Annotated in this window: 12 protein-coding genes; 4 read left to right on the top strand and 8 right to left on the bottom strand. The window is 59.4% G+C overall.

What is annotated here, in order from left to right; genetic code table 11:
* The first annotated feature begins 3 nt into the window (after positions 1-3).
* Positions 4-2,427 carry a DNA topoisomerase (ATP-hydrolyzing) subunit B gene (gyrB, locus tag VD17_RS27750; RefSeq protein WP_008155700.1) on the top strand — a complete coding sequence of 808 codons (2,424 nt, stop codon included), beginning with the start codon at positions 4-6 and terminating at the stop codon, positions 2,425-2,427.
* A 286-nt stretch (positions 2,428-2,713) separates the two neighbouring features.
* On the opposite strand, the gene VD17_RS27745 is transcribed toward gyrB, so the two are convergent.
* The 4 genes from VD17_RS27745 to glyQ form a co-directional block, all read right to left on the bottom strand.
* The gene (locus VD17_RS27745) at positions 2,714-3,493 is read right to left on the bottom strand and encodes a lysophospholipid acyltransferase family protein (protein ID WP_046056620.1); all 780 of its coding nucleotides are present in this window, start codon (positions 3,491-3,493) and stop codon (positions 2,714-2,716) included.
* An 82-nt stretch (positions 3,494-3,575) separates the two neighbouring features.
* Positions 3,576-4,115 carry a D-glycero-beta-D-manno-heptose 1,7-bisphosphate 7-phosphatase gene (gene gmhB / locus VD17_RS27740; protein ID WP_185753241.1) on the bottom strand — a complete coding sequence of 180 codons (540 nt, stop codon included), beginning with the start codon at positions 4,113-4,115 and terminating at the stop codon, positions 3,576-3,578.
* A gap of 4 nt (positions 4,116-4,119) precedes the next feature.
* Entirely contained in the window at positions 4,120-6,174 is a 2,055-nt protein-coding gene (gene glyS, locus VD17_RS27735; RefSeq protein ID WP_046056618.1) for a glycine--tRNA ligase subunit beta, read from the bottom strand.
* The gene (glyQ, locus tag VD17_RS27730; protein ID WP_003213601.1) at positions 6,171-7,124 is read right to left on the bottom strand and encodes a glycine--tRNA ligase subunit alpha; all 954 of its coding nucleotides are present in this window, start codon (positions 7,122-7,124) and stop codon (positions 6,171-6,173) included. Before glyQ ends, glyS begins: the two co-directional genes overlap by 4 nt.
* Before the next feature lie 81 nt (positions 7,125-7,205).
* Here glyQ and tag point away from each other — a divergent pair, with 81 nt between their 5' ends.
* The 3 genes from tag (at position 7,206) to VD17_RS27715 (ending at position 9,037) form a co-directional block, all read left to right on the top strand.
* Complete coding sequence (tag, locus tag VD17_RS27725; protein WP_033059707.1) at positions 7,206-7,763, top strand: DNA-3-methyladenine glycosylase I; 558 nt, start codon at positions 7,206-7,208, stop codon at positions 7,761-7,763.
* 40 nt (positions 7,764-7,803) lie between these two features.
* On the top strand, positions 7,804-8,691 hold the full coding sequence (locus VD17_RS27720; protein WP_046056617.1) for a lysophospholipid acyltransferase: 888 nt from the start codon (positions 7,804-7,806) through the stop codon (positions 8,689-8,691).
* Between the two features lie 106 nt (positions 8,692-8,797).
* Positions 8,798-9,037 carry a PilZ domain-containing protein gene (locus tag VD17_RS27715; RefSeq protein ID WP_046056616.1) on the top strand — a complete coding sequence of 80 codons (240 nt, stop codon included), beginning with the start codon at positions 8,798-8,800 and terminating at the stop codon, positions 9,035-9,037.
* Here the strand turns inward: VD17_RS27715 and VD17_RS27710 are convergent, their stop codons facing one another.
* The 4 genes from VD17_RS27710 to fmt all read right to left on the bottom strand — a co-directional run bounded on the left by VD17_RS27710 (position 9,038) and on the right by fmt (position 13,207).
* Positions 9,038-9,352: a tetratricopeptide repeat protein gene (locus VD17_RS27710; protein WP_046056615.1), complete on the bottom strand. Its 315-nt coding sequence runs from the start codon at positions 9,350-9,352 to the stop codon at positions 9,038-9,040.
* A gap of 192 nt (positions 9,353-9,544) precedes the next feature.
* Positions 9,545-10,918, bottom strand: coding sequence for a Trk system potassium transporter TrkA (gene trkA / locus VD17_RS27705; RefSeq protein WP_046056614.1), 1,374 nt, complete (start codon positions 10,916-10,918; stop codon positions 9,545-9,547).
* Between the two features lie 22 nt (positions 10,919-10,940).
* Positions 10,941-12,251, bottom strand: a complete 1,311-nt coding sequence (rsmB, locus tag VD17_RS27700) for a 16S rRNA (cytosine(967)-C(5))-methyltransferase RsmB (RefSeq protein WP_046044915.1) — start codon at positions 12,249-12,251, stop codon at positions 10,941-10,943.
* On the bottom strand, positions 12,248-13,207 hold the full coding sequence (fmt, locus tag VD17_RS27695) for a methionyl-tRNA formyltransferase (protein ID WP_046056613.1): 960 nt from the start codon (positions 13,205-13,207) through the stop codon (positions 12,248-12,250). Before fmt ends, rsmB begins: the two co-directional genes overlap by 4 nt.
* Positions 13,208-13,233 lie beyond the last annotated feature (26 nt).

Raw genomic sequence — 13,233 nt, 5'->3', positions numbered from 1 at the left:
GCATTGAGCGAAGAAAATACGAATACCTACGACTCAACGAGCATTAAAGTGCTGAAAGGCCTGGATGCCGTACGCAAACGTCCCGGTATGTACATTGGTGACACCGACGATGGTAGCGGTCTGCACCACATGGTCTTCGAGGTAGTCGACAACTCCATCGATGAAGCGCTCGCTGGCCACTGCGACGACATCAGCATCATCATCCACCCGGACGAATCCATCACCGTTCGCGACAACGGTCGTGGTATCCCGGTAGACGTGCACAAAGAAGAAGGCGTCTCGGCAGCGGAGGTCATCATGACCGTGCTGCACGCCGGCGGTAAGTTCGACGACAACTCCTACAAAGTATCCGGCGGCCTGCACGGTGTAGGTGTGTCGGTTGTGAACGCCCTGTCCGAAGAGCTGGTCCTGACCGTTCGCCGCAGCGGCAAGATCTGGGAACAGACTTATATTCACGGTGTTCCGAAAGAGCCGATGAAAATCGTTGGCGAAAGCGAAACCACCGGTACCCAGATTCACTTCAAACCGTCCGACCTGACCTTCAAGAACATCCACTTCAGCTGGGACATCCTGGCCAAGCGGATTCGTGAACTGTCCTTCCTCAACTCCGGTGTCGGTATCGTCCTCAAGGACGAGCGCAGCGGCAAGGAAGAGCTGTTCAAGTACGAAGGTGGCCTGCGTGCGTTCGTTGAATACCTGAACACCAACAAGACCCCGGTCAACCAGGTGTTCCACTTCAACATCCAGCGTGAAGACGGCATCGGCGTGGAAATCGCCTTGCAGTGGAACGACAGCTTCAACGAGAACCTGTTGTGCTTCACCAACAACATTCCACAGCGCGATGGCGGTACTCACCTGGTGGGTTTCCGTTCCGCACTGACGCGTAACCTGAACACTTACATCGAAGCCGAAGGTCTGGCGAAGAAGCACAAAGTCGCGACCACCGGTGACGATGCCCGTGAAGGCCTGACCGCGATCATCTCGGTAAAAGTGCCGGATCCGAAGTTCAGCTCCCAGACCAAAGACAAGCTGGTTTCTTCCGAAGTGAAGACCGCGGTCGAACAGGAAATGGGCAAGTATTTCTCCGACTTCCTGTTGGAAAACCCGAACGAAGCCAAGCTGGTCGTCGGCAAGATGATCGATGCGGCTCGCGCTCGTGAAGCGGCGCGTAAAGCCCGTGAGATGACCCGCCGTAAAGGCGCGCTGGATATCGCCGGCCTGCCGGGCAAACTGGCTGACTGCCAGGAAAAAGACCCTGCCCTTTCCGAACTGTACCTCGTGGAAGGTGACTCTGCTGGCGGCTCCGCCAAGCAGGGACGTAACCGTCGGACCCAAGCCATCCTGCCTCTCAAGGGCAAGATCCTGAACGTCGAGAAGGCGCGTTTCGACAAGATGATCTCTTCGCAAGAAGTGGGCACCTTGATCACTGCGCTGGGCTGCGGCATTGGCCGTGACGAGTACAACATCGCGAAGCTGCGTTACCACAACATCATCATCATGACCGATGCTGACGTCGACGGTTCGCACATCCGTACCCTGCTGCTGACCTTCTTCTTCCGTCAGTTGCCGGAGCTGATCGAGCGCGGCTACATCTACATCGCCCAGCCACCGCTGTACAAGGTCAAGAAAGGCAAGCAAGAGCAATACATCAAAGACGACGACGCCATGGAAGAGTACATGACGCAGTCGGCCCTGGAAGATGCGAGCCTGCACTTGAACGAGGAAGCCCCGGGTATTTCCGGGCCAGCCCTCGAGCGTCTGGTGAATGACTTCCGTCTGGTAATGAAGACCCTCAAGCGTCTGTCGCGCCTGTACCCACAGGAGCTGACCGAGCACTTCATCTACCTGCCAGCCGTTAGCCTGGAGCAATTGTCCGATCACGCAGCGATGCAGGATTGGATGGCCCAGTACGAAGTTCGCCTGCGCACCGTCGAGAAGTCCGGCCTGGTTTACAAAGCCAGCCTGCGTGAAGACCGTGAACGTAATGTCTGGCTGCCTGAGGTTGAACTGATCTCCCACGGCTTGTCGAACTACGTCACCTTCAACCGCGACTTCTTCGGCAGCAACGATTACAAGACTGTTGTTTCTCTGGGCGCTCAACTGAGCACCTTGCTGGACGACGGCGCGTATATCCAGCGTGGCGAGCGCAAGAAGCCGGTAACGGAGTTCAAGGAAGCCCTTGAATGGCTGATGGCCGAAAGCACCAAGCGTCACACCATCCAGCGATACAAAGGTCTGGGTGAGATGAACCCGGATCAGCTGTGGGAAACCACCATGGACCCAAGCCAACGCCGGATGCTCAAAGTGACCATCGAAGACGCCATTGGCGCGGACCAGATCTTCAACACCCTGATGGGTGATGCGGTCGAGCCTCGTCGTGACTTCATCGAAAGCAACGCCTTGGCGGTATCCAACCTGGACTTCTGATCCAGCAAACCTGCCAAACGAAAAAGGCCAACGCTTAGCGTTGGCCTTTTTTATTGTCCGTTATCGGCTCGGGTAATAAACCAACCCTGCTGTTGTTCAACCATTGAAACACGTTACCGCAGGCATAAAAAAACCGGCTATATCAGCCGGTTTTTTTACGTCCGAAAAAAACTTATGCACCTTTTTCGGTTTTTTATGGGTTTATAAAATATGTATATAAATCATAAGCTTGAAAACAAAATCAGACGCTTTTCAACAAAACAGTACACAGGTTATCCACAAAATCTCAGACAGCCACTTGATCGGTAGCAGTCGGGGCTTGCGGGGCGGGTGGCAGCGAGCCCATTTCACGTTGCATCTGCTCGTTCCAGGCCTGGACCCGATCATTCAGCTCGGCAATCGCTCGCGGCCCGCTACCCTCTGCATACATGGGTGCGCCGATGATCACGGTAATGACACCCTGCTTCTTCGCCCAACCGGTTTTCGGCCAGAACTTGCCAGCATTGTGCGCAATCGGCAGCACGGGAAGTGCGGCGTTGACGGCTAGAGCGGTACCACCGCGAGAGAATTTTCCGATGGTGCCGTAAGGAACGCGCGTTCCCTCTGGGAAGATCAGGACCCAGACGCCGTCTTTCAGCAGTTCGTCGCCCTTCTTCGCCACATGCTTGAGCGCGGCTTTCGGGTTGTCGCGGTCGATGGCGATCGGCCGCAGCATGGCCATGGCCCAGCCGAAGAATGGAACGTAGAGCAGTTCGCGCTTGAGCACCTGGCTCAAGGGCTCGAAGTAAGCGGAGAGGAAGAACGTCTCCCAGGTGCTCTGGTGGTTCGACTGAATCACGCAGGGCTGGTCAGGCACGTTCTCGGCACCCTTCACTTCGTAGCGGATGCCCAGGAAAACTTTGCTCAGCCACAAGGCGCAGCGGCACCAGTACACGTTGATGAAGCGATACCGCGCCTTGAACGGCAGAAAAGGCGCGATGAAAAAGCTCAGGCTGCACCAGAGCAACGAGCTGGTGCCCAGCAGCAGGTAAAAGAGGAAAGTTCTGATGGCCTGCAATATCGACATAGCGACGTTTACCGTGCGGGCTCTGCCCGTCTATATAAAGCGCACTCCCGATCAATCCTTGGTCAGGAACAATCGAAGCACTCTAATTGTGGATAAGTTCTGCGGCAATCGCCGCCAGATCGTCAAAAATCAAGGTGCCTACCGGTAGGGTCTTGCCCAAAGTCTTTTCGCCTTTCCCGGTCTTTACCAAAACTGGCTGAGAATCGACGGCTTTGGCGGCCTCCAGGTCACCAAGGGTATCGCCGACGAACCAAAGATTGGTCAGCGATACGTTGTAATGCGCGGCGATGGTTTTCAACATCCCGGGTTTTGGTTTGCGGCAATCGCAGCCATCGTCCGGCCCGTGCGGGCAATAGACGATCAGCCCGACTTCGCCACCCTGCTCCGCCACCAACTCGCGCAAGCGAGCGTGCATGGCATCCAGGGTGGCGATGTCGTAATAGCCGCGAGCGATGCCCGACTGGTTGGTAGCCACCGCTACCGTCCAGCCGGCCTTGCTCAACTGCGCGATCGCTTCGATCGAACCAGGGAGCGGAATCCACTCCTCCACCGACTTGATGTAAGCGTCGGAGTCGTAATTGATCACTCCGTCCCGATCGAGAATCAGCAGTTTCAACAGCAGCCCCTCAACCCAGCAGCGAAATGTCGGCGACGCCCAGGAACAGCCCACGCAGGCGCAACAGCAGCGCATAACGGTTGGCGCGGACCTTGGCATCTTCCGCATTGACCATTACGGCTTCGAAGAACGCATCCACCGGCTCGCGCAAGGCGGCCAGACGTGCCAGCGATTCGCTGTACTGACGCGCAGCGGCCATCGGCTGCACAGCCTGGTCAGCCTGCTGGATCGCCGAGTACAGGGAGAACTCGTTGGCGTTGTCGAAGTACTTGGCTTCCACGACTGAAGGAACAGAGCCTTCGACCTTGCTCAGCAAATTCGAAACGCGCTTGTTCACCGCGGCCAGGGCAGCGGCTTCCGGCAATTTGCGGAACGCTTCTACCGCTTGTACGCGCTGATCGAAGTCCAGCGCCGAACCCGGTTTCAGGGCACGTACCGACAGGTACGTCCCGACATCAACGCCTTCGTCTTCGTAACGGGCACGCAAACGGTCGAAGATGAACTCCAGCACTGAGTCATTCAGACCAGCAACCTTGACCTTGGTACCGAACGCATTCACGGCAAACGCCACGGCGTCGTTCAGGTCGAGATCGAGCTTCTTGTCGATCAGGATGCGCAACACGCCCAGCGCTGCACGGCGCAAGGCGTACGGGTCTTTGCTACCGGTTGGCAGCATGCCGATACCGAAAATGCCCACCAGCGTGTCGAGCTTGTCCGCGATGGCCACGGCCGCACCGGTCAGGGTGGTCGGCAGTTCAGCGCCGGCACCGCGCGGCATGTACTGCTCGTTCAGCGCCAGTGCAACTTCTTCCGGCTCGCCGTCGTTGAGGGCGTAGTAGTAACCGGCGACACCTTGCATCTCCGGGAACTCACCGACCATCTCGGTCGACAGGTCGCACTTGGACAGCAGGCCGGCACGGGAGGCCCATGCGGCGTTGCCGCCAATGCGTTGAGCGATGAACGCAGCGAGTTTGGAAACGCGCTCGGCCTTGTCGTAGACGCTGCCGAGTTTTTCCTGGAACACCACGTTCTGCAGGCGCAGGTTGAAGTCTTCGAGTTTCTGCTTCTTGTCTTGCTTGAAGAAGAACTCGGCGTCGGTCAGGCGTGGACGAACCACTTTCTCGTTACCGGCGATGATCTGTTGCGGGTCTTTGCTTTCGATGTTGGCCACGGTAATGAAACGAGGCAGCAACTTGCCGTCGGCATCCAGCAGGCAGAAATACTTCTGGTTGTCCTGCATGGTCGTGATCAGGGCTTCTTGCGGCACGTCGAGGAAACGCTCTTCGAACGAGCACACCAGCGGCACCGGCCATTCAACCAGCGCGGTCACTTCGTCGAGCAGGGCTGGCGGAACAATTGCCGTGCCTTCCTGCATCGTCGCCAGTTCTTCGGTGCGCTTGCTGATCAGCTCACGACGCTCGTTGGCATCGGCCAGAACGTAAGCGGCACGCAGGTCGGTCAAGTAGTTGGCCGGCGAGGTGATGCGTACGCTTTCCGGGTGGTGGAAGCGGTGACCACGGGAATCGCGGCCGGACTTCTGGGCAAGGATCGTGCAATCGATGACCTGGTCACCGAGCAGCATCACCAGCCACTGGGTCGGACGAACGAATTCTTCCTTGCGAGCACCCCAGCGCATGCGCTTGGGAATCGGCAGGTCGTTCAGGGAATCTTCGACGATGGTGGGCAGCAGGCTCGCGGTCGGTTTACCGGCGATGTTTTGGCTGTAACGCAGTTTCGGACCGCTCTGATCGATTTCGCTCAGGTCGACGCCGCACTTCTTGGCGAAGCCCAATGCCGCTTGAGTCGGGTTGCCCTCAGCATCGAACGCAGCCTGACGTGGCGGGCCATCAAGGTTGATGCTGCGATCCGGCTGCTGAGTCGCCAGATCGGTGATCAGTACGGCCAGACGACGTGGCGCGGCGTAGACGGTTTTGGTCTCGTAGTTCAGGCCAGCGGCTTGCAGGCCCTTGTCGATACCGGCCAGGAACGCGTCGGCCAAGGTGTTCAGGGCTTTGGGTGGCAGTTCTTCGGTGCCCAGTTCAACCAGAAAATCTAGAGCACTCATTGTGCAGCCTCCAGCTTAGCCAACACTTCGTCACGCAGGTCGGGGGTCGCCATCGGGAAGCCCAGCTTGGCGCGAGCCAGCAGGTAGGCTTGCGCAACGGAACGCGCCAGGGTGCGGACACGCAGAATGTATTGCTGACGCGCGGTCACCGAGATCGCCCGGCGAGCATCCAGCAGGTTGAAGGTATGGGAGGCCTTCAACACCATTTCGTAGCTCGGCAACGGCAGCGGCTGGTCGAGTTCGATCAGGCGCTTGGCTTCGCTTTCGTAGAAATCGAACAATTCGAACAGTTTCTCGACGTTGGCGTGTTCGAAGTTGTAGGTCGACTGCTCCACTTCGTTCTGGTGGAACACGTCGCCGTAGGTCACTTTGCCGAACGGACCGTCAGCCCAGACCAGGTCGTAGACCGAATCCACGCCTTGCAGGTACATGGCCAGACGCTCAAGACCGTAAGTGATTTCGCCGGTCACCGGGTAGCACTCGATGCCGCCCGCTTGCTGGAAGTAAGTGAACTGCGTCACTTCCATGCCGTTGAGCCAGACTTCCCAGCCCAGACCCCAGGCGCCGAGGGTCGGCGATTCCCAGTTGTCTTCAACGAAGCGAATGTCGTGGACCAACGGGTCCAGGCCGACATGCTTGAGGGAGCCCAGGTACAGTTCCTGGAAGTTGTCCGGGTTCGGCTTCAGCACGACCTGGAACTGGTAGTAGTGCTGCAGACGGTTCGGGTTTTCGCCGTAGCGGCCGTCAGTCGGGCGACGACTGGGCTGCACATAAGCGGCGTTCCAGGTTTCCGGGCCAATGGCGCGCAGAAACGTGGCAGTGTGGAAAGTCCCGGCGCCTACTTCCATATCGTAGGGCTGAAGTACCACACAACCTTGCTCGGCCCAGTATTGCTGGAGGGCGAGGATCAAGTCTTGGAAGGTACGCACGGCTGGCGTAGGCTGGCTCACGAAATTCACCTGTTTCTTGGGCTGCGATTTAAAGAGCGGGAGTATACCCGATTCGGTCCTGCGCACGCCCCCTGGAGCCTTATGCCACGCTGCTTTTGGTGTTCCGAAGATCCGCTGTACATGGCTTATCACGATCAGGAGTGGGGTACGCCGCTACGCGATGCGCAGGGATTGTTCGAGTTGCTTTTGCTCGAAGGGTTCCAGGCCGGCCTTTCCTGGATCACCGTGCTGCGTAAACGCGAGCACTATCGTCAGGTGATGTTCGGCTTTGACGTACAGCGCGTGGCGCAGATGAGCGACGCCGAAATCGATGAATTGATGCTCGATCCGGGCATCATTCGCAATCGCCTCAAGCTCAACGCGGCCCGGCGCAATGCCCAGGCCTGGCTGGCGCTGGAGGATCCGGTGGAGTTTCTCTGGTCCTTCGTCGACGGCAAGCCTGTGATCAACCATTTCAAGGACCGCAGCGAAGTGCCGGCCGTGACGCCGACCGCCGTGGAGATGAGCAAAGGCCTGAAAAAGGCCGGCTTCACGTTCGTCGGCCCGACCATTTGTTACGCGCTGATGCAGGCCTCGGGCATGGTCATGGATCACACCCAGGATTGCGATCGCTACGCGGCGCTGGCGAACGGCGGTTAGAATAGCCGCCTCGCGCACAGCACAAGATCAGGAGTGACCTGTGGATAAGTTGAAAGGCGCCTTGCTGGTAGGCGCTCTGCGGCTGTTTGCCTTGCTTCCGTGGCGGGCAGTGCAGGCAGTGGGCTCGGCCATCGGCTGGGTCATGTGGAAAACCCCCAACCGTTCCCGCGATGTCGTGCGGATCAACCTCGCCAAGTGTTTCCCGGACATGGACACGGCTGAACGAGAGCGTCTAGTCGGTCAGAGCCTTAAAGACATTGGCAAGTCGCTGACCGAAAGCGCCTGCGCCTGGATCTGGCCGGCCCAGCGCTCCATCGATCTGGTGCGTGAAGTTGAAGGTCTTGAGGTTCTAAGGGACGCCCTCGCCTCCGGCAAAGGGGTCGTCGGCATCACCAGTCATCTGGGCAACTGGGAAGTGTTGAACCACTTCTATTGCAACCAGTGCAAACCGATCATTTTCTATCGCCCGCCAAAGTTGAAGGCTGTGGATGATTTGCTGCGCAAACAACGGGTGCAATTGGGCAATCGTGTTGCGGCGTCCACCAAGGAAGGCATCCTCAGCATCATCAAGGAAGTGCGCAAAGGTGGTGCAGTGGGCATTCCCGCTGACCCGGAACCGTCCGAATCCGCCGGGATCTTCGTGCCGTTCTTCGCTACACAGGCCCTGACCAGCAAGTTCGTACCGAACATGCTCGCTGGCGGCAAAGCGGTCGGCGTGTTTCTGCATGCGCTACGGCTGCCGGACGGTTCGGGTTACAAAGTGATCCTCGAAGCCGCGCCAGAGGCCATGTACAGCACCGATACCGAGACGTCCTGCGCGGCCATGAGCCAGGTGGTCGAGCGCTATGTGCGGGCGTATCCGAGCCAGTACATGTGGAGCATGAAGCGCTTCAAGAAGCGCCCGCCAGGTGAAGAGCGCTGGTACTGAGTCGATTGGCATGATCTGTGGATAACCTGTAGGAGCTGCCGAAGGCTGCGATCTTTTGATCTGGCTTCTCAGTTATCCACAACACGTTCAATAAAGGGCGCAGAAGATGTCCGAACACCGCAAATCATTTCGTATCAAGATCAGTCACCACAGCTTCGGCGAATGCCTGGGCCAGACGCGTAACCTGTCGACGACAGGCGTCTACGTCAAGCATCCGGGCCTGTCGACATTGCCCAAGGGCGCGGTGGTGTACGGTCAGGTGCAGGACTTACCCACAGGCGCGCCGCGCGTGCGCATGGAAGTGGTGTTGGTGGATGCCGAGGGCATTGGCCTGCGCTACCTCTGATCAGTGAGCCTGACGCTCAAGCTTCTTCAGAAACACCGTCATTTCCTTTTCGGCCTGCTTGTCGCCATGGGCGCGAGCGGCTTCCAGACCCTGTCCCCACGCCTGACGTGCGGACGCGAAATCCTTCAGCCCCAGATGGGCCTTGCCCAATAGCTTCCAGGCTGCCGAATACTTCGGATCGAACTCGACACAACGCTGGAAATGCTCAGCGGCCTTGGCGTATTCCCCAAGATCCAGATAACCCTTGCCCAGCCCGAAGCGCAGCAATGAGTTGTCCACACCCTTGGCGAGCATTTTTTCCAGGGATTCGATCATCTGTGGATTCCTTGGTGAGGTGTGTCAGAGGTTGATCTGTTTTAGTGAGATCGTCATCGCGAGCAAGCTCGCTCCCACAGTAGATCTTTAGTGAACACAAAATGTGTGTACGGCCGAGAACCCCTGTGGGAGCGAGCTTGCTCCGGGCGGCGTTCCGACGATGAGGCCAGACCGATCACCGCCGCTTCCGGATCAGAAAAAGCTCAATCCCACATGGAACAGCTTCTCCACATCCCGAATATGCTTTTTATCCACAAGGAACAGAATCACATGGTCGCCCGCCGCAATCACCGTGTCGTCGTGGGCAATGATCACTTCTTCGTCGCGGATGATTGCGCCGATGGTGGTGCCCGGCGGCAGGCCAATGTTCTCAATGGCCTTGCCGATGACCTTACTCGACTTCTCATCACCGTGGGCGATCGCCTCGATGGCTTCCGCCGCGCCCCGGCGCAATGAGTGCACGCTGACGATATCGCCACGGCGCACGTGGGCCAGCAAAGTTCCGATGGTCGCCAATTGCGGGCTGATAGCGATGTCGATGTCACCGCCCTGGATCAGGTCTACGTAGGCCGGGTTGTTGATGATGGTCATCACCTTCTTCGCACCCAGGCGTTTGGCCAGCAGCGAGGACATGATGTTCGCTTCGTCGTCGTTGGTCAGGGCCAGGAAAAGGTCGGCGTCGGCGATGTTTTCTTCCATCAGCAAGTCGCGGTCGGAGGCACTGCCCTGCAACACCACGGTGCTGTCGAGGGTGTCCGAGAGATGACGGCAGCGGGCCGGGTTCATCTCGATGATCTTCACTTGGTAACGGCTTTCGATGGCCTCGGCCAGACGCTCACCGATCTGCCCGCCGCCCGCGATGACGATGCGTTTGTAGCTCTCATCGAGGCGGCGCATTTCGCTCATCACCGCGCGAATATTTGCCTTGGCGGCGATGAAAAAGACTTCGTCGTCTGCCTCGATCACCGTATCGCCCTGCGGCAGGATCGGCCGATCACGACGGAAAATCGCCGCCACACGGGTTTCGACATTCGGCATGTGCTCACGCAACTGACGCAGTTGCTGACCCACCAGCGGGCCGCCGTAGTACGCCTTGACCGCCACCAATTGGGCTTTGCCTTCGGCGAAGTCGATCACCTGCAAAGCGCCCGGATGCTGGATCAGGCGCTTGATGTAATTGGTGACCACTTGCTCCGGGCTGATCAGCACGTCCACCGGAATCGCGTCATTGTCGAACAGCTCGGAGCGAGTCAGGTAGGCGGCTTCGCGAACCCGGGCGATTTTGGTCGGCGTGTGGAACAGGGTGTGGGCAACCTGGCAGGCCACCATGTTGGTTTCGTCGCTGTTGGTCACCGCCACCAGCATGTCGGCGTCGTCCGCGCCGGCCTGACGCAGTACCGTCGGCAGCGAGCCGCGGCCTTGCACGGTGCGGATGTCCAGCCGATCGCCGAGGTCGCGCAGGCGTTCGCCGTCGGTGTCGACCACGGTGATGTCGTTGGCCTCGCTGGCCAAGTGTTCTGCCAGCGAACCGCCGACCTGCCCTGCGCCGAGGATGATGATTTTCATCCAGTCACTCCCTTAAAACCCATTAACCGCGCGCGGCGGCGATCTTGATCAGCTTGGCGTAGTAGAACCCGTCGTGGCCGCCGTCCTGGGCCAGCAGTTGGCGACCGTGAGGTTGCTTGATACCGGCTTGAGTGGCGAGGTCCAGTTCACGGGCGCCCGGCGTGCGAGCGAGGAAGGCTTCGATGACTTCGGTGTTCTCGGTCGGCAGCGTGGAGCAGGTGGCGTAAAGCAGGATGCCGCCAACCTCCAAAGTTATCCACATGGCATCGAGCAGTTCGCCCTGGAGAACCGCGAGTGCGGCGATGTCGTCCGGTTGGCGAGTCAGCTTGATGTCCGGGTGACGACGAATCACACCGGTGGCCGAGCACGGCGCGTCCAGCAGAATGCGCTGGAACGGTTTGCCGTCCCACCAGGTGGCGGTGTCGCGGCCGTCGGCGGCGATCAGTTCGGCGCTCAGGCCCAGGCGTGCGAGGTTTTCCCGCACCCGCACCAGACGCTTGGCTTCCAGGTCCACCGCTACCACGCCGGCGAGTGCCGGCTCGGCTTCAAGGATGTGGCAGGTCTTGCCGCCCGGTGCGCAGCAGGCGTCCAGCACCCGTTGGCCCGGAGCCAGGTCAAGCAGATCGGCGGCCAGTTGCGCGGCTTCGTCCTGCACGCTGATCCAGCCTTCGGCGAACCCCGGCAAGCTGCGCACGTCGGCGGCGGCGTCGAGAATGATGCCGTCCTGACTGTAAACGCACGGCGTGGCGGCGATGCCGGCGTCGGTCAGCAACCCGAGATAAGCATCGCGGCTGTGATGACGACGGTTGACCCGCAGGATCATCGGCGGATGCGCGTTGTTCGCCGCACAAATGGCTTCCCACTGCTCCGGCCAGAAGGCTTTCAGGGATTTTTGCAGCCAGCGCGGGTGGGCAGTGCGCACCACTGGATCGTGTTCCAGTTCGGCCAGCAGCGCTTCGCTTTCACGTTGAGCGCGGCGCAGCACGGCGTTGAGCAAGGCCTTGGCCCAAGGCTTTTTCAGCTTGTCGGCGCAACCCACGGTTTCACCAATGGCGGCATGGGCCGGAACCCTTGTGTAGAGCAACTGGTAGAGACCGACCAGCAACAGCGCTTCGACATCGGCGTCGGCTGCCTTGAATGGCTTCTGCAGCAACTTGGCCGCCAGCGCCGACAACCGTGGCTGCCAGCGAGCGGTGCCGAACGCCAGGTCTTGGGTGAAGCCGCGGTCGCGATCTTCAACCTTGTCCATTTGTGTCGGCAGGGAACTGTTGAGTGAGGCTTTTCCGTTAAGAACAGCAGCAAGTGCCTTGGCGGCGGCCAGACGTGGATTCATTGAGCGTCCGCCGCTTGCCCGAGAACGGTGCCGACGGCGAATTTCTCACGACGGCTGTTGAACAAGTCGCTGAAGTTCAGCGCCTTGCCGCCGGGCAATTGCAGACGAGTCAGACACAGGGCTTGCTCACCGCAGGCGACGATCAACCCATCCTTGCTGGCGCTGAGGATTTCCCCCGGTGCGCCCTGCCCTTCGGCAAGGCTCGCGGCCAGGACTTTCAGCGCTTCGCCGTTCAGCGTGCTGTGGCAGATCGGCCATGGGTTGAAGGCGCGAACCAGACGTTCCAGCTCAACCGCCGGGCGACTCCAGTCGATGCGCGCTTCATCTTTGTTCAATTTGTGAGCATAAGTGGCGAGGCTGTCGTCCTGCACTTCGCCTTTCAAAGTGCCCGCAGCGAGGCCGGCAATCGCCTGAATCACCGCTGGAGGGCCCATTTCCGCCAGACGGTCGTGGAGGCTGCCACCGGTGTCTTCACCGGTGATCGGCGTAGTGACTTTCAGCAGCATCGGCCCGGTGTCGAGGCCCAGTTCCATGCGCATCACGGTCACACCGCTTTTGCTGTCGCCCGCTTCAACGGCGCGCTGGATCGGCGCCGCACCGCGCCAGCGTGGCAGCAAGGAGGCGTGGCTGTTGATGCAACCCAGGCGTGGAATATCCAGCACCACTTGCGGCAGGATCAGGCCGTAGGCGACCACCACCAGCAAGTCCGGCTTGAGCGCGGCCAGTTCAGCCTGAGCGTCTTCGTTGCGCAGGGTTGGCGGTTGCAGCACCGGGATGTTGTTCTCGAGAGCCAACTGCTTGACCGGGCTTGGCATCAACTTTTGCCCGCGACCCGCCGGACGGTCCGGTTGGGTATAGACCGCGACGATCTCGTAAGGGCTGTCGAGCAGGGCCTTGAGGTGTTCGGCGGCGAATTCCGGGGTGCCGGCAAAGACGATGCGCAGTGGCTCAGTCATTCAAAAGGTCTCGCAAAAGAAAAAGG

This window comes from Pseudomonas fluorescens, assembly GCF_000968015.1.
Taxonomy (GTDB): Bacteria; Pseudomonadota; Gammaproteobacteria; order Pseudomonadales; family Pseudomonadaceae; genus Aquipseudomonas; species Aquipseudomonas fluorescens_W.
This window is presented reverse-complemented; position numbering and strand designations above follow the sequence as displayed.